The following is a 22,762-nucleotide window of genomic DNA, read 5'->3' on the forward strand; positions in this document are numbered from 1 at the left end:
TGGCTGCGCAATGAAATGCTTGATATCAATCATTTTAGAACTGGAAATTATGAAGGTACTAGAAATATTGTGTGCATAGCGTTGTTTTGATTCGTTAATTAGTGGGATTTATAAGTATTTAATTCCTAATTCCGCATAGCAATTTAAATTTACATTAAGAAAGTTAACTATAAATTATCTTTCTATTAATTTTATTCAAGTTAATTTCAGATAATTTTCATACTATTTGCTCTATGCAATAGCGCAAAGATTGCGTAAAATGCGCTGTATCAAAATTTATTCGAATACTTACCATTCCTAGCAGGAGATGCACATGTTTAACCGCGATATGAATATTGCTGATTACGATCCAGAATTATGGCAGTCGATGACTGATGAAGTTCAACGTCAAGAAGATCACATTGAACTGATTGCGTCTGAAAACTACACAAGCCCACGTGTAATGGAAGCGCAAGGTAGTCAGTTAACAAATAAATACGCAGAAGGTTACCCTGGTAAGCGTTACTACGGCGGTTGTGAATATGTTGATGTTGCTGAATCTTTAGCAATTGAACGTGCTAAATCGTTATTCGGTGCAGACTACGCAAACGTACAACCACATGCGGGTTCTCAAGCAAACAGCGCAGTTTACGCAGCATTATGTGCACCTGGCGATACTGTTTTAGGTATGAGCCTTGCTCACGGTGGTCACTTAACACACGGTGCTTCTGTTAGCTTCTCTGGTAAAGTTTATAACGCTGTTCAATACGGTATCAACCCAGATACAGGTGTATTGGATTACGCTGAAGTTGAGCGTCTAGCAATCGAACATAAACCAACAATGATTGTTGCTGGTTTCTCTGCATACTCAGGTATCGTAGATTGGGCTAAATTCCGTGAAATTGCTGACAAAGTAGGTGCTTACCTATTTGTTGATATGGCACACGTAGCTGGTTTAGTGGCGGCAGGTCTTTACCCTAACCCTGTACCATTCGCTGACGTTGTTACGACTACAACACATAAAACATTAGGCGGCCCACGTGGCGGTCTTATCTTGGCTAAAGCTAACGAAGCAATTGAGAAAAAACTAAACTCAGCGGTATTCCCAGGCGGTCAAGGTGGTCCATTAATGCACGTTATCGCTGCTAAAGCGGTTGCATTTAAAGAATGTGCTGAGCCAGCATTTAAAGTGTACCAACAAAACGTGTTAGACAACGCTAAAGCAATGGTTAAAGTATTCCAAGATCGCGGTTACAAAATCGTATCTAACGGTACTGAAAACCATCTTTTCCTAGTTGACTTAATTGCGCAAGACATCACAGGTAAAGAAGCCGATGCGGCTTTAGGTCTTGCTCACATCACAGTGAACATGAACTCTGTACCAAACGATCCTCGTTCTCCATTTGTGACAAGTGGTTTACGTATCGGTACACCTGCATTCACTCGTCGTGGCGCTAACGCTGCAGATGCTGCTGAACTAGCTGTTTGGATTTGTGACGTTCTTGATGCAATCAAAGATGAAGCAAAACTAGCTGCAACAATCGAAGCGGTTAAAGTTAAAGTCGCTAAATTCTGTGCAGCACACCCTGTTTATGCATAAGCTTTAATTGAATAAATAATATTAACCGCGAGGTTATTATGTGAAACCGTACTTGCTAGATTACAAATAGTAAGTGCGGTTTTTTTTGCTTAAAATAACTTGTTCGTTTCGCTTTCTTCTAATTCTGATAGTTATTAATTAAATTCAAGAAGCGAAGAAAATACCAAAGAAAAAAGATAAGCAGCTGTAAACTGATATTTTGATTAAATTCACTATAAATACAAAGGTAAGTAGCTTCCAATCATCACCTTCATCAAAAAAAGAGGGACCCAAAATTTTATTGGGTATATGAGTTTCAATCAATTCACCTAATATAAGCGCAAGAACTCCCCAACCCATCATCCGATAATCATACATAGCAGTATAACCAGCCCAAAAGAAATACCCATATACGACAATGTTGGTAATTAAATACAAACCAAGAATGATTAAACAAGCTGTATTTTGTGCCTTTTCACGACTTTCATCTGACATGATTTTTACTCTTATTTATAGTTGTTGTAGTGGGTTTTATAGAACTATCTATTTGCATCGTTTTAACTTTATTAATCGCTTTATTACAGAGCTATTTAATTTTCACTTTATAAAGGTAATCTGATGACAGTCGTTGAAGGCTATATTTAATGGATAGTCATCAAGATGGCTCTTATCCATTATTAATAATTTAGGCACTATTATCACTTTTTATATCATTAAATAAAATTAATGAATCTATCATACTGTTTCACTCAATTGACTAACAACGCTTTTCATTAATGAAATATAGCAAAAAAGAGCTGCCTTTATTTTATCTAAATTGGTGTTCAGTATTCTAGTTTTAGTTGTCGCCACTTTTTGTTCTAGCTCGTCTGCGCTCGTCCAGTCTGCTTGATGTTTATTCGCAGTGGTTTCGCCCTGTCGGCGACTAAGCTTTCTTTTATCAGAAAGACTTTTTACCCACAACAAGCAAAGAAACTGACCACCGAATCACTTTCTTATCCAAATTATTCATTGCTTTTATAACGCACCGGCTCTTGCTGGCCATCCATGGCCAGAACGAGCCTAAGCCAAACATCCTGTTTGGCATTTGCTAAAAGCAATAAATGATATGGGAAAGTTCATACCATTCGTTATTAAATCAGCACTTGCTAGATTACAAATAGTAAGTGCGGATTTTTTTTGCTAAAATTTTTACTTCATTTGCACCGTCTTTGCACAGTTTTATTGTAGGTTGAACATCCGTATTCTATTTAGGAGTAACCTATGAAAAAAATAATATCTGTATTAACCATTGTCGTCACTGTTTTGGTTACGTCTGGATGTGCTCCATTTTGGCATGGTAGCCCTAGAGGTGGTCATGGTGCGCGTCTTGTTCAACAACAGCCTTTTGATAGTGGAGAATTAAACCAAGTGATTAAGCATGATAATGTTCAACTTGTTGCATTATCAGACTAAAGACCTAGTTGAGATAAATAAGTCGATAAATAAGTTGATAAGTAAAGTCATCACAAACAAACTTCAGTCATTCATTTCACATATTTCTGCATTAAATCATCGTACTAATCGTTTGTTATTGGTACGATGATCTCTCTTAAAAAACAAACTTTTAGTGTTTTAGAATAGTATTTTAAAGCGGTATTATAAAAGTCGTATTCAAAGAGAAAGGACATGCCTAGTGTTTCGTGTATATCATTCCAATCAAATTAGCTTACTCAAAGACTTATTAGTTGCTTTGATGCAACAAGATCCTTTAAGCCATGCCTTTGAAAATGAAACTATTCTGGTACAAAGTCCGGGGATGGCGCAGTGGTTACAATTAGAAATTGCACAAGCGACAGGTATTGCGGCGAATATCGATTTTCCTTTACCTGCGAGTTTTATTTGGCAGCAGTTTAAACATGTTTTAGATGATGTGCCTGATAAAAGTCCTTTTAATAAACAGTCCATGACATGGCAAATAATGAAGCTCTTGCCAGAGTGTTTAGAAGATGAGGACTTTGCTGCATTAAAAGATTACCTTAAAGACGATACGCATTTACGCAAACGTTTCCAACTAAGTGGAAAAATAGCCGATATATTCGATCAATATTTAGTATACCGTCCAGAGTGGATTGATAACTGGGAAAGCTTAGCCGAACACCAAGTCAGTTTAGAAAACTTACAACCAGAATGGTTAGAAGCACATTTATGGCAAGCTAAATTGTGGCGTTTGTTGGTGGCGAGCATTAAAGAAGGTTTTCAATCTCAAGGTAAGGCTTATCATCGTGCGGGTTTATACCAAGATTTTTTAGCAACGCTTGAAACTAAAACCACAGAACAACTTTCTCACTTACCAAAACGTATTTTCGTTTTTGGTATCTCCTCGTTACCTGAATCTTATTTACAAGCGCTATTAGGCTTGGGCGAACACTGCGATGTACACTTTTTGTTGTCTAATCCTTGCCGTTATTATTGGGGGGATATCGTTGACCCTAAACTGTTAGCTAAACGTTTTGCACAATCTCGTCCTAAGTTATCAGTTCAAGAAGGTGAAGTGGCTGAGTTATCTCCAACGAGCTGGCAAAAAGATGAAGCGCATTTAGCGTGGGCAACCAGTGACGATCAAGAAAGTGAAGTGGGAAACCCATTACTCGCGTCAATGGGGAAAATGGGACGTGATTTTTTATATCAACTTTATAGTTTAGAGCAGCAAGAAGTTGATGCCTTTGTGGATATTGACCGCGATAATTTATTACATCATTTACAGGCAGATATTCTCGATTTACGTGATAGCTCTTCCTCTTTATTAAATGATTCATCACAGCGTATTCAAATCAGTCAAGATGATGATTCTTTCAGCTTACATGCTTGCCATAGTGTGATGCGTGAAGTGGAAGTGTTGCACGATAATTTACTGGCTATGTTTGAAAAGGACAAAACTCTCACGCCAAAAGATATTATCGTGATGGTACCGAATATTGATGCTTATGCACCTTATGTTGAAGCGGTGTTTAGCCGTTCAAATAATGATGTGGTTATTCCATTCTCTATTTCAGATGTCAGCGCACAGCAAGAAAATCCAATACTTGCGAGCTTTTTGCAGCTACTTAATTTACAACAAAGCCGTTATACCCGTGAAGATATTTTAGCGCTGTTAGAAGTCCCAGCGATTTTAAACCGTTTTGCTATTAAACAATCTGAGTTTGATTTATTACAACATTGGATCACCGAAAGTGGTATTCGCTGGGGATTAAACAATGAATCCGCGGAACAATGGGAATTGCCTGCTTTAAATCAAAATAACTGGCTGTTTGGTTTAAAACGCATGTTATTAGGTTATGCCATGAGTGATAACTTGTTCGACGGCATTGCGCCCTATGATGAAGTGCAAGGTTTACAGGGCGATTTATTAGGTCGTTTTATTGAGTTTATTGATACCTTATTAACCTTAGAAAGTAATTTAAATAAAGAAGTGTCTTGTGCTGAATGGCAAATATTTATTAACCAGCTAATTGATGACTTTTATTTGGAAGATGAAGATAACAGTATTTTGTTCAGCCAGATTCGTCAGCAAATGCAATTACTTAACGAACAAACCGCACAAGCTAAATTCGACCAACCACTTTCACTAATGGTGTTGGTGGAATATCTACAAGTGCATATTGCGAGCCAATCCAATAGTCAACGTTTCTTAGCAGGACAAGTTAACTTCTGTACTTTAATGCCAATGCGCTCTATCCCTTTTAAAGTGGTGTGTTTGTTAGGCATGAATGATAGGTTATATCCGCGTTCATTATTGCCAATGGGCTTTGATTTAATGGTGGGGCATCGCAAACGTGGTGACCGTTCACGTCGAGACGAAGATCGTTACTTATTCCTCGAAGCTTTATTGTCAGCACAATCAAATTTCTACGTCAGTTACATTGGTAAAGATATTAGTGATAACAGCGAAAAAATGCCAAGCGTGTTGGTGAGCGAATTATTGAATTATATCCAGCAGAGCTTTTATCTAGAAGGCGAACAGGCTGACATTGAAAGCATTGCCTCAAGTGATCAACTTGAAAAAGCGTTATTGGCTTCATTGACTCATCATTATCCGATGCAAAGTTTTAGTGAACAATACTTCAAAGGCGAGCATCAGACCTATCAGCAAAATTGGTGGAAGGCGCTACAAGTAGATAAAGAGCAAGATGAATTGACTAAGCAAATAGCTAATCAACCATTACCTTTATTACAAAGTGAACATATTGAGTTGAGTGGTTTGATCCGTTTTTTACAGAATCCTTGTAAAGCGTTTTTCAATCAAGCGTTAAATGTTTATTTTGAAATCGATGAAATTGAACAGCAAAATGATGAACCCTTTGCGTTGGATAATTTGCAGCAATATATGCTGAAAAAACAACAGTTTGAAAATGGATTGGATGATCAAGCTTTAGCTGATTTATATGCTGGACTAAAAGCACAGGGGAAATTACCTGTAGGCGAGTTCGCTACCTTAGTGTTTAACAAAGATTTACAAATAATGGTGGATTTAGCTAGTATTTATGGCGGTTATTTCATTGGTGATATTGAACAAATTTTGGTGGATATTCCCTTTGAAGGCAAGTATCTAATTGGTGCGCTTGATGACCATTGTGAAAATGGTTTAGTGCGCATTAAACCGGGTAATATCAAAGGTAAAGATCTGCTTAAATTGTGGGTTGAACATTTAAGTTATTGTATTGTTTATGGTCATCACCTCAACACCACATTGTTTGGTCAAACTAAAGGCCATTACTTTGAAGAAATTTCCGCAGATTATGCACATCAACGTTTATCTGAATTGATTACTTTATATCAACAAGGGCTACAACAAGCCTTACCGTTTTTTGTTGAAAGTGCATACCAATGGTGTGAAGCCGTGTGTAAATTACAACCCCATGTTTTTATGTTGGATGAATTGGATTTTGAAACGCGTGCGGCAGGGCAAGACGCTGCATTAAAAGTGTTTAATAACAGCCGAGGTTATTCAGAAGCCGATGATCCTTATATTAATCGCATGTTTGAGAATATTGAAGACCATTGGCAAGCATTTGAAGTGATTTCTCTGCAAGTGTTTATGCCTTTATTGTGCAATCTTAACGATCTGATTTATGAAGAGTGGGGAGGTAAATAAAGATGAATGATCTTAATAAAACTGAATTAACACCTTCCAATACAGCTATTGATATTTCTGTTCAGCCTTTAGATGCGTTAACCTTTCCTTTGTTTGGGCGACGTTTAATTGAAGCGTCAGCGGGAACAGGAAAAACTTATACTATTGCCAGTTTGTTTATTCGGCTGCTTTTAGGACACGGAAAAGAAGCGCAAACCGCGCATCAAACACCATTAACCGTTGATAAAATATTAGTAGTAACTTTTACCGAAGCGGCGACCGCTGAGTTAAGAGGGCGTATTCGTGAACGTATTCGAGAAACTCGTTTAGCCTTTATTGCGGGAGAAAAGGGTACAGGTTCAAGTAAAGACCCATTTTACCAACAATTAATTGAGGATAGTAAAAACCTAGCGCATGATATTCGTTTATTACGCTTTGCGGAATTACAAATGGATGAAGCGTCTATTTTTACTATTCATGGTTTTTGTCAGCGCATGTTGCAACAAAATGCCTTTGAATCTGGTAGCTTATTTCAACAAACTTTATTAGAAGATGACTCCTCTATTTTAAGCCAAGCCTGTAATGATTTTTGGCGTGCGCATTTCTATCAATTATCAACGCCACTGACTTCAATTATTTATAGTTATTGGGCAAATCCTGAAGCATTAAAAAATGAATTACAACAGTGGTTGTCTCGCAATGATTTAACCTTTATTCCTGCGATTACTGATTTTGATTTTGAAGCTAAATACGAGTCAGGCTTAGCGGCGATCAATAAAGTAAAACGAGCTTGGGTCGCTGATATGGCGGATTACCAAGATATCATTACCCATTCCGGCGTTGATAAACGCAGTTACAGTAAAAAGAATCTACCAAATTGGTTTGATCAAGTAAGCGCGTGGGCTGCGTCGAATAGTTTAGATCTGACTTTACCTAAAAACTTAGTGAAATTTTCACAGGAAGAATTACACACTAAAACCAAAAAAGGTGAAGCACCAACACATACAACCTTTACGTTAATTGATTCATTACTAAAAGAAGATATCTCGCTTAAAAATACATTGTTAATTAAAGCGACTGCGTGGATTAAAGACAATTTACAAAAGACCAAGCAACAACATATGTTGTTAGGGTTTGATGATTTGTTAACGCGTTTAGATGGCGCGTTGCAAAATTCAGCAGAAGGGTATTTAGGCAATCAAATTAAGCAACAATATCCCATTGCCTTGATTGATGAGTTTCAAGATACGGATCCGGTTCAATATCGAATATTTGATACGATTTATGATCAAGTTGACAGCGACGATCCTGCTTTTAATGCGTCAGGTTTATTTATGATTGGCGACCCTAAACAAGCTATTTATAGTTTCCGTGGCGCGGATATCTTTACTTATATGACAGCGCGAAATGCGGTGACGGCACATTACAGTCTAGATTTTAATTATCGTTCTAGCCCAGACATGATTGATGCAGTGAATGGTTTCTTTAAACATAAAGACGCTGCGTTTATTTATGAAAAAGATATTCCCTTTCATCCTGTTAAAGCGCCTAGCATCAAACGCAAAAAGCTGGTGGTGAATAACCCCGATGATAGCGAACAAAAAGCGTTACAATTTTTGCATATTAATGGCGGTTTAAGTAGTGATGCTTTTCGTCATGCGAGCGCACAAGCGACAGTGAATGAAATTAAAACCTTATTGTTATTAGCGCAAAAAGGTGACGCTTATTTAGAAGATAGTGAAGGCAATCAATCACCTATTTTAGCGAACAATATTTCAGTGCTAGTAAGAACAGGTAATGAAGCCAATATTGTACGTAGAGCGTTATTGGAAGAAAACATTAATAGCGTTTATTTATCACTTAAAGAAAGTGTATTTGCGAGTACTTTAGCGCAGGATCTATTACGTATTTTGACTGCCTGTTTGCATCCAAGCAATGAACGTTATTTGCGTTCGACGATTGCTTGTAAGTTATTCTCACTCACACCACAGCAAATCCATACTACCTTTTCTGATACTTTAAGTTGGGAAGCTAAAATCGCAGACTTTGCACGTTATAAAACGGTGTGGGAAGAAAGCGGAATTTTAGTCATGTTACAGCAGTGCTTTTATGAACAAGGCATTAGCGCGCATTTACTGTCGCAGAATAATGGTGAACGCCAAGGTGAGCGACTATTAACTGACTTGTTACATCTTTCTGAATTATTGCAAAAAAATAGCATGGTTTATGAAGGTGCTTTTGCTTTGTTACGTTGGTTTAGCGAACAAATTACCAATGCTAAAAATGAGCAAGGTGAACAGAAGCAACGTTTAGAAAGTGAAAAAGAATTGGTGCAAGTGAGCACCTTGCATAAATCTAAAGGCTTGGAATACGATATTGTCTTTATTCCATTCAGTGGATTATATCGTGAACCTAAAGAATGTTTATTCCATGATGAGCAACAGCGATTAGTGTTTGATTTAGATGGCGATGAAGCACATAAAGAAAGTGCAGTGAAAGAGTTGTTAGCGGAAGATATTCGTCTTTTATATGTTGGTTTAACGCGCAGTGTTTATCGCTGTTATCTTGGCATTGGACCTTATAAAAAAGGACGTTCTAAAGCATCACCTTTAATTAAAAGTGCCTTAGGTTATTTATGTGTGAAAAGTGATGACGTATTGCAAGCAGGGGATGATCAAAACTTAGATCAATTATTACAGAGTGTGTGTGCTGAATCTGAGCATATTGGCATTCGCAGTGAACCACAAAGTAATGAGCAAGATTATGCGGCGATCACGACTTCGCCTGACCAATTAATTGCACCGAAACAGTTTACTGGAAAGATTGAAAGGAACTGGTGGGTAACCAGTTATTCGGCGTTATCACGTTTTCATAGCGCGCCGACGCAAGAAGATAAACAAACGAAAAAAATAGCTGACGAAAGTTCGGTTAATACAGAGAGTGTTGAACAAGCTTTACCTGTGTTAATTAATGCTGTTGCAGAGAAAACCGTATTTAGTTTTCCGCGTGGTGCAAAGCACGGTACGTTTTTACATGAATTATTTGAAGAAATTGATTTTCAAGGCTGTACGCCAGAGCAATTAATTCCATGGTTAACAGAGCGTTTAACATTAAATAACTACGATGATCCTGAACAGTGGGCGCCTATCGTTAGTGATTGGGTGATGGCGATATTAGCGCATCCTTTAGCTGAAGTTGATTTCCCTGCTTTATCATTGTCACAGTTAAGCGAACAGCAAAAGAAAGTCGAGATGCAGTTCTTTATTCCTATGCAGCCCATTGAAGCCGAGCCGATTAATCGTTTGATTAGTTTTTATGATCCATTATCTGCACGAGCAGGCTCGCTGCAGTTCAACCAAGTGCAAGGCATGCTCAAAGGCTTTATCGATTTAACCTTTGAATTCGAAGGTCAGTATTTCATTATGGATTATAAATCTAACTATTTGGGTGATAGCTTAAGTGATTATAGCGAGCAAGCCATGGCCGATGCGATAGTCGATCATCGTTATGACTTTCAATATCAGCTATACACCTTAGCTTTGCATCGTTTACTAAGATCACGTTTAGCTGATTACGATTATGAGCAACATATCGGCGGTGTGTTTTATACCTTCCTACGCGGCATGCAAGGGGAAACGGGCGCGGGTGTTTATTTCACTAAACCTAAATTTGAACTGATTGATAAGTTAGATAAATTATTAACGGGTGAATTAAATGCAGAGCAATTGCTAGGAGATTTAGTATGTTAGATCTATTAAAACAATGGCAAATGAATCAGCAAATTCGTCCTATTGATTTTCACTTTGCAAAGTTTATGGCGCAATTAGGTGCTGATAATTTAATGCAGCTAGCATCGGCATTATCTAGCCAACAATTAGGTGAAGGGCATATTTGTTTACCCATTGAAAAAATCGGTGATTTATTTCATCAGCACTGCTGTCAATTAGGATTAGATTCGCAAGCAGAAAGCGAACGTTTGCAGGTCGCTTGTATTTTTCATGATCCACAACAAACGCATTCGTTGTTAATAGACAGCAAATGTTGCGGTGAAAAAGCGCCGTTACGCTTAGAGCATAATGCTTTGTTTATGGCACGATACGCTGAGTTCGAGCAATTAATCGCGGATAAACTTTTACTGCCCGTTGATATCGAAGTGTCTGAAAACAGTCGAGACTATTTGGAAGTGTTGTTTAAACCGCAATACGCTTATTTATGGTTTGCTTGGCAAAACCTGCTTGAAAATAATCAAGCTGAAAGCGCTGACTTATCGATCATTCAAAGCTTATGTGTAAAGTATTTAGATGTGATTGAAAACGCGGAAGTCGATTGGATGGTTGTTGAAGCTGTATTTAATCATGCTAACAATGAAAATGATTTAAGCGCGCTTGACAGTTTGATTACCAATAAAGATCGCTGTGATTGGCAAAAAATAAGTGCGGCTTTAGCGCTGACGTCTGCACGTTGTGTTATTTCTGGTGGGCCTGGAACGGGTAAAACCACAACCGTGGTTAAATTGCTGGCTTTGTTATTACAAGCTCAGCCGGATCTCAATATTAAAATGGTGGCACCAACAGGTAAAGCCGCCGCGCGTTTAACGGAATCCATTACTAACGCATTAGGTGATTTAGCATTAGATAAAACAGTTGCTCAGCTTATTCCTAGCGAAGCCAGTACCATTCACCGTTTATTAGGCGTGCGTAACAATAGTGCTCACTTCCGCCATAATCAAGACAATCCATTAGTGTTGGATCTGTTGCTGGTGGATGAAGCCTCTATGGTTGATTTACCGTTAATGGCTAAATTATTAAGCGCATTGCCAGACCATGCAAGATTGATTCTGTTGGGCGATAAAGACCAGTTGGCTTCAGTAGAAGCGGGGGCGGTATTAGGCGATATCTGTTCATTTATTGAAGCTGGATACAGCCAAGAAAAAGCAGAACAGTTAGCTGAACTAACCGGCTTTGAATCTTTATCTACCAACATTAATAATAACGTTAATCAGTTAATGTCAGATAAGTTATGCTTGTTGAGAAAAAGCTATCGCTTTGATCAGTTCTCCGGCATTGGTTATTTAGCTTCAATGGTGAATAAAGGGGGCGTGAAGGCGGAACAATTATCGGCTTTGTGTGAACAATATGATGATTTAAGTTATCACATTAATGATCCGCAAAGTGATGCTGTTTTTGAAAAATTAGTCATTGATGGTTATGGCCCTTATTTATCTGCATTAGCTGAAGCGAATAAAAGCATTATCGAACATGGAAATAGAGACGCTGCCAAACAGTTATTAAAGCAATTTAATGACTTTAAAATTCTTTGTGCAACACGCGAACAAGAGTGGGGCGTTGAGCAATTAAATCATCGCTGTGAAAAAATATTACAAAAAGCGGGCTTATTAGCGCGTCGCTTTGATAGTACGCAAACTTGGTATATTGGTCGCCCTGTAATGGTCACTGAAAACAGTTATCATCTTAATTTATTTAATGGTGATATTGGTTTGTGCCTTGAAGGTGAAGATGGGCAGTTACGCGTTTATTTTGTGATGCCCGACGGCTCTGTGGCAGATTATCAACCGAGCCGTTTACCGTCGCATCAAACTGTTTTTGCAATGACTGTTCATAAAAGCCAAGGTTCTGAATTTAGCCATACTTTATTAGCCTTGCCTAACTATGCTTTACCCGTGGTGAATAGAGAGTTGATTTATACTGGGATCACGCGCGCGAAAAAGCAATTAACCTTAATGGCTGATTTATCATTGGTGGCCAGTGCGATAAGAAGTCGAGCGAGTCGAAATAGTAGGCTAACAGAACGATTAGCAATAAGTCAGTAACCTAAGATAAAAGTAAAAAAACGAAAAATAAAAAGAACTTAATAAAATATTAAAAGAAGGGCTGTTATGACACCTGCGATTATCATTGCTGAAAAAAATAAGATTGATTTTAACGTTCATCAATATAAACACGATAAAAAAGCCGCTTCTTATGGGCTTGAAGCGGCTGAGAAACTTAATGTTGATCCATTACAAGTGTTTAAAACATTAGTGGTGGAAGCGGATAAACAACTCGTCGTGGCTGTATTGCCTGTGACAGAACAGCTTAATTTAAAAGCGGTAGCTGCAGCATTAAAAGCTAAAAAAGCACAAATGGCTGATAAGAATGATGTTTTGCGATCTTCAGGTTATGTTTTAGGTGGCGTGAGCCCGTTAGGACAAAAAAAATTATTAACAACGCTAATTGATAGCACTGCTCAATGCCATGACACTATTTACGTGAGTGCAGGGAAGCGAGGCTTGGAAATTCAGCTAGCTGCTGATGATTTAGCGCGTTTATTATCGGCTAAATTTGTTGCTTTAACTTAATCCGGTCTATTATTTTGTAATGACTTGCAAAAACTGCAAATATTTTATTTAGATCTTTAAATAATTAGATAGTTTATAAATAAGTCTGTGTTAGCATCGCGATCTATTTGTCCTCCAACTATATTGGAGGAGTCGGTATTATTTAAGAGATGTAAAATGGACCACTTTATTACCCTTTATTTAAAATTGTTTTTTATGATGACGCCTTTCTTTGTATTGACTGTCTTTTTGATTATGAGTAAGAACTTGATCAAAGCAGAGAAGAGACGAATTATTTTTAAGTTAGGTATTGCAGTGACTATTTCTAGCTTAATTTTTCTTGTTTTTGGGCAATACATCTTTAGCTTATTTGGTATCACGCTAGATGCATTCAAAGTGGGGTCTGGAACTGTCTTATTTTTGAGTTCCTTAGAAATGATCAAAGGTAATAGTGAAGTGCCCGATGCTAATGCTAAACGTGGCGGTGATTTTGCCATTGTCCCTTTATCGATCCCTATTACCGTTGGCCCTGGAATGATTGGTATTTTAATGGTTATCGGCGCGGAATTAAAAACAGTACCTGATTTTTTAATGATTGGTGGTTCATTGATTGCCGCTGTAGCTTCATTAATGGCAGTACTTTTATTTTCTAATAAGATCCAGCGCATATTAGGTCAGGAAGGATTAGAGATTTTACCTAAAATAACAGGTTTATTTGTTTCTGCTATTGGTGCTCAAATTGTTTTTTCTGGCATAAATGGCTTTATGGCGAGTTAAATAAATTTAACAAAAAAAGTCAATAAATAAGGTTTTATTGACTTTTTTGTTAAAAATAATGCGTGATCAGCCAAAAATTGCCCAACCATATTACTTTTCCTAAGCGCTACCTATCGACTATCACTAAAACAGTGTCTATAATGGCGCGTCTTAAATTTCACCATAGAAATTACAAACTGATTTTTAATTAAGGTGTCATTTTATAATGCGGTTAGTCTAAGCAAGTACACCTTAGTGATGAAAGTAACCTATTTAAATGCTTGCTTTCATTAGTAAACACAATTTTTAATGTAAAAGAGATAAAGGAAATAAAATGCAAGTTTCTGTTGAATCTACAAAAGGCCTAGAGCGCGTATTAACAATTACTGTTGCTGCTGAAACATTTGATAAAGAATTTGATGGTCGTATCCGTCACTTATCTAAAACACAACGTGTTGATGGTTTCCGCCCAGGTAAAGTACCTGCTTCAGTTATCGCTAAACGTTTTGGTGCTGCTGTTGAACAAGAAGTTGGTGGCGAAATCATGCAACGTAACTTTTATGAAGCAATCGTTGCTGAAAAGTTAAACCCTGCAGGCGCTCCTGCTGTTGCTCCACTTGCACGTAAAAAAGGCGAAGACTTTGTTTTCACTGCTACGTTTGAAGTTTACCCTGAAGTAGCATTAAAAGGTCTAGATAAATTATCAGTAGAAACAGTAACTGCTGAAATCGAAGATAAAGATTTAGATAACATGCTAGTAACTCTACAAAAGCAACATGCAGAGTGGAAAGAAGTTAAACGTAAATCTAAAAAAGATGACCAAGTAACGGTTGATTTTGAAGGTTCTATCGATGGTGAAGTATTTGAAGGCGGAAAAGCTGAAGGCTTCCAAATCGTACTAGGTAGTGAGCGTATGATTCCTGGTTTTGAGAAAGGTATCATTGGCCACAAAACAGGTGAAGAATTCGATATCGAAGTAACATTCCCTGAAGATTACCATGCAGAACAGTTAAAAGGTAAAACGGCAACGTTTGCAATCAACTTAACTAAAGTTGAAAACCAAATCTTACCAGAAATGACTGAAGAGTTTGTTAAAAAATTCGGTGTTGAAACTGGCGATTTAGAAACACTTAAAGCAGATGTTAAGAAAAACATGCAACGTGAACTTGACCAAGTATTAAAAAATACTGCAAAAGATAACGTATTAACTGCATTAGTTGAAACTAACGAAGTTGAAGTGCCTAAAGCACTAGTTGATGGCGAAGTTAACGTATTACGTAAACAAGCTATGGAACGTTACGGCCAACAAATGGATCCTAAAAACCTACCTGAATTACCTGCTGAGTTATTTACTGAACAAGCAGAGAAACGCGTTAAAGTAGGCCTTCTTTTAGGCGAAGTGATTAAAACAAACGAAATCAAAGTTGATCCAGCTAAAGTTACTGAGTTAATTGAAACTGCTGCTTCTTCTTACGAAAATCCAGCTGAAGTTGTTGAATACTACAAAAACAACAAAGAATTAATGCAAAACATGGAAAATGTTGCATTAGAAGAACAAGCTGTTGATTTTGTTATTGCACAAGCTAAAGTTAAAGCTGTGAAAAAATCATTTGATGAAGTAATGAATAAACCTGCTGCTTAATAGTTTATTTAACTATTAATTCGGCTAGTTAGGCGTTCAATGGCTCGGGTGATATCACTCGGGCCATTTTCATTTTTAATAAAAACAAATAATAATACTAATCAACACAATAGTGATTCAATCTTATTGCTATAATGACAACTTCTTCCTTGAAAGTTTAGTCAGATGGAATAACATATACATCAACTTTACCTTGGACTAATTCATTATTTCAGCGCAATATTAAGCAACGCTGTTATTAGTTAGTATAAACAAATAATTAGGATGGAATATGATAAACCCATTTGCTGGAAATACAGAACAAATCAGTAACGCACTTGTACCAATGGTTGTAGAGCAAACTGCAAAAGGCGAGCGCTCATATGATATTTATTCTCGATTATTAAAAGAGCGAGTTATCTTCCTGACTGGGCCTGTTGAAGACCATATGGCGAATTTGATCACAGCTCAGCTATTGTTCTTAGAATCAGAGAGTACTGAAAAAGATATCTACATTTACATTAATTCACCAGGTGGATCTATCAGTGCAGGTATGGCTATTTACGATACTATGCAATTTATTAAACCTGATGTAAGCACAATTTGTATGGGTATGGCCGCGAGTATGGGCGCATTCCTATTAGCAAGTGGTGCAGAAGGTAAACGTCATGTATTACCTAATGCTAAAGTGATGATCCACCAACCTTTAGGTGGTTTCCAAGGCCAAGCATCGGATTTTGAAATCCATGCCAAAGAAATTTTAGCAACGAAACAACGTATGAATGAATTATTAGCATTCCATACAGGTAAAGATATTGAAGTGATTGCGCAAGATACTGATCGCGATAACTTTATGCGTGCACAAGAAGCCGTTGACTATGGAATCGTTGATTCTGTTTTAACGCAAAGAAAATAATTAAGGAATAACTATGTCAGATAAAAACAACAATGATGATAGCAACAGCAGTCTATTGTATTGTTCGTTCTGTGGTAAAAGTCAGCATGAAGTAAAAAAACTGATTGCTGGACCTTCGGTATATATCTGTAATGAGTGTGTTGACCTTTGTGACGATATTATTAAAGAAGAAATAGCTGAGCTTAATAGCGTTGCTGAAACGGATCAGAGCAAGAAAAAATTACCAACACCACATGAAATACGTGCATCATTAGATGATTATGTTATCGGACAAGATTTAGCTAAAAAAGTACTTTCTGTTGCGGTATATAATCACTATAAGCGTTTAAAACATGGTGATATAGCTGATGGGGTTGAATTAAGTAAATCTAATATTCTATTAATTGGTCCAACGGGTAGTGGTAAAACATTATTGGCTGAAACCATGGCTCGATTATTAGATGTGCCTTTCACTATGGCTGATGCAACTACATTAACTGAAGCGGGTTATGTGGGGGAAGATGTTGAAAACATTATTCAGAAGCTATTGCAGAAGTGTGATTACGATCCTGAGAAAGCGCAGCGCGGTATTATCTACATTGATGAAATCGATAGGATCACGCGTAAATCTGAAAACCCATCAATCACACGTGATGTGTCAGGTGAAGGTGTTCAACAAGCGTTATTGAAATTGATTGAAGGTACGGTTGCATCGATTCCTCCACAAGGCGGACGTAAGCATCCAAACCAAGAGTTCATTCAAGTTGATACTTCTAAGATCTTGTTTATTTGTGGCGGTGCATTCTCTGGCTTAGATGGCATTATCGAACAGCGTATTAATACTGGCGCAGGTATCGGTTTTGGTGCAACGGTACATAATAAAGATACTAAGGCGTCATTAAGCGATACTTTCAAGAAAGTAGAGCCTCAAGATTTAGCTAAATACGGCTTAATTCCTGAGTTTATTGGACGTTTACCTGTTGTGGCTACATTAACTGAGTTAGATGAAGAAGCATTAGTTGAGATATTAACTGCACCTAAAAATGCAATTACGAAACAATATGCCGCTTTATTTGGACTAGAGAATGTTGAGCTTGAATTCCGTCCAGAAGCATTAACTGCGATGGCTAAAAAAGCAATGAGCCGTAAAACAGGCGCACGTGGTTTACGTTCGATTGTTGAAGCCGTGTTATTGGATACAATGTACGACTTACCTTCAGTTGAAAATGTAACTAAAGTAGTTGTAGATGAAAATGTTATTGATGGTGATTCATCACCGTTATTAATTTACTCAGATGAAGAAAATAAACTCGCATCGTCTGATAAATAATCAATTAATAACAATATAATAAAAAAAGAGAGCGTTAAGCTCTCTTTTTTTGTTTATATGCTTGAAAAAAAATCATAACGTCCCCAGTATTAAACTCAGTTTATAAAGTATTTTATTCAAGCATTTATTTTAAGTCCTTTTCTGGAGACAATATGAAATTAGAAACAGATCAGCTGTTGACGCTACCTGTGTTACCACTCCGTGATGTTGTTGTTTATCCCCACATGGTCATTCCATTATTTGTCGGCAGAAAGAAATCGATTAGCTGTCTAGAAGCTGCGATGGAGCAAGGCAAAAAAATATTATTAGTTGCTCAAACTGAAGCAGCATTAGATGATCCTAAAATTGAAGATTTATATACAGTTGGTACGGTTGCTAATATTCTTCAATTATTAAAACTACCTGATGGCACAGTGAAAGTGCTTGTTGAAGGTGTGCAACGCGCCAATATCGTGCGTAATGTTGAGCATGAAGAGTATTTCTTCTCTGAAGTTGAACTATTGGAAAGTGAAGGGGTTGAGCCTGAGGAAGAAGAGGCACTGATTCGTAGCGTGCTAACTCAATTCGAATCTTACTTAAAGCTGAACAAGAAAATTCCACCTGAAGTATTATCTTCTGTTAACGGTATTGATGAGCCTGAGCGTCTTGCAGATACCATTGCCGCACATATGCCTTTGAACTTAGAAGACAAGCAAACTGCATTAGAATTAATTAGTGTGACAGAACGTTTTGAGTACCTAATGGGTATGATGGAAAACGAAGAAGATATTCTAAAAGTTGAAAAGCGCATTCGTACTCGTGTTAAAAAGCAAATGGAACGTAGTCAGCGCGAATATTACTTAAACGAACAAATGAAAGCGATTCAAAAAGAATTAGGTGATAGTGATGAAGGCCAAAGTGACCTTGAGCAATTAGCTGACAAGATTGAAGCTGCTGGCATGTCTGAAGAAGCAAAAGAAAAAGCATTATCAGAACTTAAAAAATTAAAAATGATGTCACCAATGTCATCGGAAGCAAGTGTTATCCGTACTTACATTGAAAGTTTAATCGGTGTGCCTTGGAAAAAACGTAGTCCAGTTAAAAAGAATTTAGCTAAAGCACAAGAAGTGTTAGATGAAGATCATTACGGACTAGAAAAAGTTAAAGAACGTATTTTAGAGTATCTCGCCGTGCAAACGCGTATTAATAAACTTAAAGGGCCTATCTTATGTTTAGTGGGTCCTCCAGGTGTAGGTAAAACCTCTTTAGGGCAGTCAATTGCTCGCTCTACTGGGCGTAAATATGTTCGTATGGCATTAGGTGGCGTTCGAGATGAAGCTGAAATTCGTGGTCATCGACGTACTTACATTGGTTCTTTACCGGGTAAGTTGATTCAAAAAATGACAAAAGTTGGCGTTAAAAACCCACTCTTTTTATTAGATGAAATCGATAAAATGGCGTCGGATATGCGTGGCGATCCTGCTTCTGCTTTATTAGAGGTTTTAGATCCAGAGCAAAACAGTAGCTTTAATGATCATTACCTTGAAGTTGATTATGACCTGTCTGACGTTATGTTCGTGGCAACATCGAATTCAATGAATATTCCAGGCCCGCTTTTAGACCGTATGGAAGTGATCCATTTATCGGGTTATACCGAAGACGAAAAATTGAATATTGCTAAGCAACATCTTTTAAGCAAACAAATTAAACGTAATGGTTTAAAAGAATCTGAAATTTCTATCGATGATAGTGCGATCATTGGTATCGTGCGTTACTACACGCGTGAAGCCGGCGTACGTGCTTTAGAGCGTGAAATCTCTAAGATCTGCCGTAAAGTCGTTAAAGATATTTTATTAGATAAAAAGCTGAAGAAAATAGATGTCACTATTGATAACTTAAAAGATTATTTAGGTGTTCGTCGTTACGACTTCGGTAAAGCTGATTCAGAAAACCAAGTGGGTCAAGTGACTGGCTTAGCATGGACTTCGGTTGGTGGTGATTTATTAACTATCGAAGCGACTTCTGTACCTGGTAAAGGAAAACTAAGCTACACAGGTTCATTAGGCGATGTTATGAAAGAGTCTATTCAAGCTGCAATGACGGTTGTTCGTGCAAAAGCTGAAGAATGGCGTATTAATAGTGACTTTCATGAGAAACGTGATATCCATGTGCATGTTCCTGAAGGCGCTACGCCTAAAGATGGCCCTAGTGCAGGTGCGGCAATGTGTACCGTGCTTATTTCAAGCTTAACAGGTATTCCAGTTCGTGCAGATGTCGCTATGACGGGTGAAATAACTCTACGTGGTGAGGTCTTACCAATTGGTGGATTGAAGGAAAAATTATTAGCGGCACGTCGTGGTGGAATCAAAACAGTATTAATTCCATTTGAAAATACACGTGACCTTGAAGAAATTCCTGATAATATTAAAGATGAGCTTGAAATCAAACCTGTTCGTTGGATTGATGAAGTCTTAGAAATAGCTTTGCAGGATAGCCTTAAAGGATTTTCTGTAGAAAAAACCAACAAATAGGTGATAAACCGCATAAAATATGGGCTAGTTAGTTATTTTTATTCAAATTTACTTGATTGAAATTAAATAGCGAAGTAGCCTAGCTGAAGTATTTTACTATGTGCCATTAAAATTAAAATAGCACCCATTTATTATAGACAGGGGATTTATAAATGAACAAAGGTCAATTAATCGATAACATCGCTGAAAGTGCAGATATTTCTAAAGCTGCTGCTGGTCGTGCACTAGACGCATTTATCGAAAGTGTAACTACTGCTTTAGTGGAAGGCGATAGCGTATCTCTAATCGGTTTTGGTGCTTTCTCAGTTAAAGAACGTGCTGCTCGTACAGGTCGTAACCCACAAACTAACCAACCAATTCAAATTGCAGCTGCAAAAGTACCTGCATTTAAAGCGGGTAAATCATTGAAAGACGCTATTAACGCTTAATCGTTATTATCGTTTCGTCATGCATTAAGCGCGTCCTATGATGCGCTTTTTTGTTTTAAGCATTAAAGAGTAAATATTATGTTAGAAAGAATGCGCGAAGGCTCTCAAGGTATCGTTGCTAAAAGTATTTTAGTTGTGATCATCCTTTCTTTTGCTTTGGCAGGTGTGAGTGGCTATTTAGGAACAACATCAGAAAATGCTGTCGTGACTGTTAACGGTGAAGCGATCACACAACAAAGTGTTGATCAGGCTTATCAAAACGAAAGAGCAAATCTGCAACAACAATATGGCGAACAATTTGATTTAATCGCTTCTAACCCAAACTTTGCACAACAAGTACGTGCACAAGCAACACAAACATTAATTACTGAACGTTTGATCGCTCAAACGGTTGAAAAGATGGGATTACGTGTTGGTGATGAGCAAGTGAAAGAAGCCATTCGTAATATGCCAGAATTCCAAGTTGATGGTAAATTTGATAATGACTTATATCTTTCTTTATTACGTAACAATAATTTATCGCCATCGCAGTTCAGCGCTAACTTTAAACGTGACTTAGTACGTATTCAATTATTACAATCTTTAGTGGGGAGTGAATTTGTTCTACCACTGGAAATTGAACAAGCAAGTCGTTTACAAGGTCAAAAACGTGTCGCACGTATTCTTAACATTCAAAGCGATGATTTTGCAAAAGATGAACCTGTTAGCGAAGAAGAAATTAACGCATTTTATACTGAGAATAGTCAGTTATTCCAAGATCCTGAACAAATTAGCCTTGAATACATTTTATTAGATGCTGATAAGTTAAGTGCTCAAGTGATCGTTAATGATCAAGATATTCAAAATTATTATGAGCAGCACGAAAGTGACTACCAAAATGTAGAGCGTCGTAAAGTTGCGCATATCATGATTCAAGGAACAAACTCAGAAGCAAAGCAAAAAGCACAAGATATTTTATCTGAATTAAATGCTGGTGCAGACTTTGCCCAATTAGCTAAAACGAAATCTGAGGATGCTTTCTCTGCTGAAAATAACGGTGAATTAGATTGGATTGAACGCGGGGTAATGGATCCTGCTTTTGATGAAAGTGCTTTCTTACTGACGACTGCTAATCCTATTTCTGATGTTGTTGAATCTGCATTTGGTTTTCACATCATTAAGTTACTTGATGTAGAAGAACAAACGACAACACCATTAGCGAATGTGAAAGCTGAAGTCGAAGCTACATTAAGAAATGAAAGAGTTAAAGAAATTTACGATGACTTATATCAACGTTTAAGTGAGGTGGCTTTTGAATCACCTGATAACTTAGATGAAGCTTCTGCTGAAGTTGGTATTAAAGCGATTTCAACTGATTTCTTTTCTGCCGATGATGCACCAAGTATCTTGGACAATCGTCTAGTGTTAAATCAGGTATTTGACGAAACATTTCGTAATGAAGGCTTAAACTCGGAAATGATTGAGTTAAGTGATTTACAATCAATTGTTGTTCACGTTAAAGATTACAAAGCTGCGGCAACAAAACCATTAGCTGAAGTTTCTGAGCAAATACAACAACAGCTAGAAGAACAAAAAGCCGCTGTTGCAGCACAAGCGTTTGTTGAATCGTTAATGGTTAAATTAAATGCTGGTGAATCTGTTGCAAGTGAATTATCTGCGAAGAATATTGCTTTTACATTGCCAGTCACTTTAGAGCGTTATAGCCGTGACCATGATGGTCAAGTTGTTCAGCGTTTATTCCAATTACCAAAACCTGAAGATAATGAAGTTGTAAGAGATTATGTTGTAACTGCACAAGGTGATTTCGCTGTGATTGAATTGTCTAAAGTGATTGAATTGGACGCGAGTAAAGTAGATGAATCTGCTAAAACACAGCTATCTACAATACTTGAACGTAGTACTTCTGAAGAGTCATACCAAGCGTTAGTGACTTACTTATTAAGTAATGCGGATATAGTTTATACCTCTGCACAATAATTAATTATAAGCAGACAAAAAGCGGCTTTTAGCCGCTTTTTTTATTTCAAAATCTGTCTTGTCCTGAAATGAGTTTACGCATTTAGGACTTATTTATGAAAAAGAACCAAACCACTGGGATTAAACGTACCCAAAGAGATTACACACTAGGCTTTAAATTAGCTGTAGTTGAGCAAGTAGAAAAAGGCGACTTCACATATAAGCAAGCGCAAAAGCACTTCGGTATCCAAGGTCGCA

At 37.4% G+C, this 22,762-nt stretch carries 14 protein-coding genes and 1 pseudogene; 14 read left to right on the plus strand and 1 reads right to left on the minus strand.

What is annotated here, in order from left to right; all coding sequences use genetic code 11:
- Nucleotides 1–313 precede the first annotated feature (313 nt).
- Entirely contained in the window at nucleotides 314–1,579 is a 1,266-nt protein-coding gene (gene glyA, locus E2R67_RS06190; protein ID WP_134290057.1) for a serine hydroxymethyltransferase, read from the plus strand.
- 144 nt (nucleotides 1,580–1,723) lie between these two features.
- On the opposite strand, the gene E2R67_RS06195 is transcribed toward glyA, so the two are convergent.
- Nucleotides 1,724–2,053 (minus strand): hypothetical protein, encoded by a 330-nt coding sequence (locus tag E2R67_RS06195; protein WP_134290058.1) that lies wholly within the window; start codon nucleotides 2,051–2,053, stop codon nucleotides 1,724–1,726.
- Between the two features lie 768 nt (nucleotides 2,054–2,821).
- Between E2R67_RS06195 and E2R67_RS06200 the strand changes: the two genes are divergently transcribed.
- From E2R67_RS06200 to E2R67_RS06260, 13 genes and pseudogenes are all read left to right on the plus strand, one after another.
- Nucleotides 2,822–3,013 carry a hypothetical protein gene (locus E2R67_RS06200; RefSeq protein ID WP_134290059.1) on the plus strand — a complete coding sequence of 64 codons (192 nt, stop codon included), beginning with the start codon at nucleotides 2,822–2,824 and terminating at the stop codon, nucleotides 3,011–3,013.
- Nucleotides 3,014–3,233: 220 nt separating this feature from the next.
- Nucleotides 3,234–6,692 (plus strand): exodeoxyribonuclease V subunit gamma, encoded by a 3,459-nt coding sequence (gene recC / locus E2R67_RS06205; RefSeq protein ID WP_134290060.1) that lies wholly within the window; start codon nucleotides 3,234–3,236, stop codon nucleotides 6,690–6,692.
- A 2-nt stretch (nucleotides 6,693–6,694) separates the two neighbouring features.
- Nucleotides 6,695–10,420: an exodeoxyribonuclease V subunit beta gene (gene recB, locus E2R67_RS06210; RefSeq protein ID WP_134290061.1), complete on the plus strand. Its 3,726-nt coding sequence runs from the start codon at nucleotides 6,695–6,697 to the stop codon at nucleotides 10,418–10,420.
- Nucleotides 10,414–12,501 carry an exodeoxyribonuclease V subunit alpha gene (gene recD, locus E2R67_RS06215; RefSeq protein ID WP_134290062.1) on the plus strand — a complete coding sequence of 696 codons (2,088 nt, stop codon included), beginning with the start codon at nucleotides 10,414–10,416 and terminating at the stop codon, nucleotides 12,499–12,501. The genes recB and recD overlap by 7 nt, the downstream gene beginning before the upstream one ends.
- A 66-nt stretch (nucleotides 12,502–12,567) precedes the next feature.
- Entirely contained in the window at nucleotides 12,568–13,029 is a 462-nt protein-coding gene (gene ybaK, locus E2R67_RS06220) for a Cys-tRNA(Pro) deacylase (protein ID WP_134290063.1), read from the plus strand.
- A 156-nt stretch (nucleotides 13,030–13,185) separates the two neighbouring features.
- The gene (locus tag E2R67_RS06225) at nucleotides 13,186–13,785 is read left to right on the plus strand and encodes a MarC family protein (RefSeq protein ID WP_134290064.1); all 600 of its coding nucleotides are present in this window, start codon (nucleotides 13,186–13,188) and stop codon (nucleotides 13,783–13,785) included.
- Nucleotides 13,786–14,098: 313 nt separating this feature from the next.
- Nucleotides 14,099–15,406, plus strand: coding sequence for a trigger factor (gene tig, locus E2R67_RS06230; protein ID WP_134290065.1), 1,308 nt, complete (start codon nucleotides 14,099–14,101; stop codon nucleotides 15,404–15,406).
- A gap of 271 nt (nucleotides 15,407–15,677) precedes the next feature.
- The gene (clpP, locus tag E2R67_RS06235; RefSeq protein WP_134290066.1) at nucleotides 15,678–16,301 is read left to right on the plus strand and encodes an ATP-dependent Clp endopeptidase proteolytic subunit ClpP; all 624 of its coding nucleotides are present in this window, start codon (nucleotides 15,678–15,680) and stop codon (nucleotides 16,299–16,301) included.
- A gap of 13 nt (nucleotides 16,302–16,314) precedes the next feature.
- Entirely contained in the window at nucleotides 16,315–17,610 is a 1,296-nt protein-coding gene (clpX, locus tag E2R67_RS06240) for an ATP-dependent protease ATP-binding subunit ClpX (RefSeq protein WP_134290067.1), read from the plus strand.
- Nucleotides 17,611–17,762: 152 nt separating this feature from the next.
- Complete coding sequence (gene lon, locus E2R67_RS06245) at nucleotides 17,763–20,120, plus strand: endopeptidase La (RefSeq protein ID WP_134290068.1); 2,358 nt, start codon at nucleotides 17,763–17,765, stop codon at nucleotides 20,118–20,120.
- 152 nt (nucleotides 20,121–20,272) lie between these two features.
- On the plus strand, nucleotides 20,273–20,548 hold the full coding sequence (locus E2R67_RS06250; RefSeq protein WP_134290069.1) for an HU family DNA-binding protein: 276 nt from the start codon (nucleotides 20,273–20,275) through the stop codon (nucleotides 20,546–20,548).
- A gap of 78 nt (nucleotides 20,549–20,626) precedes the next feature.
- Nucleotides 20,627–22,525, plus strand: a complete 1,899-nt coding sequence (locus tag E2R67_RS06255) for a SurA N-terminal domain-containing protein (protein WP_134290070.1) — start codon at nucleotides 20,627–20,629, stop codon at nucleotides 22,523–22,525.
- Nucleotides 22,526–22,620: 95 nt separating this feature from the next.
- Nucleotides 22,621–22,762 (plus strand): annotated as a pseudogene (locus tag E2R67_RS06260) (IS3 family transposase); the annotation flags it as partial.

This window comes from Psychromonas algicola, from assembly GCF_004378355.1.
Taxonomy (GTDB): Bacteria; Pseudomonadota; Gammaproteobacteria; order Enterobacterales; family Psychromonadaceae; genus Psychromonas.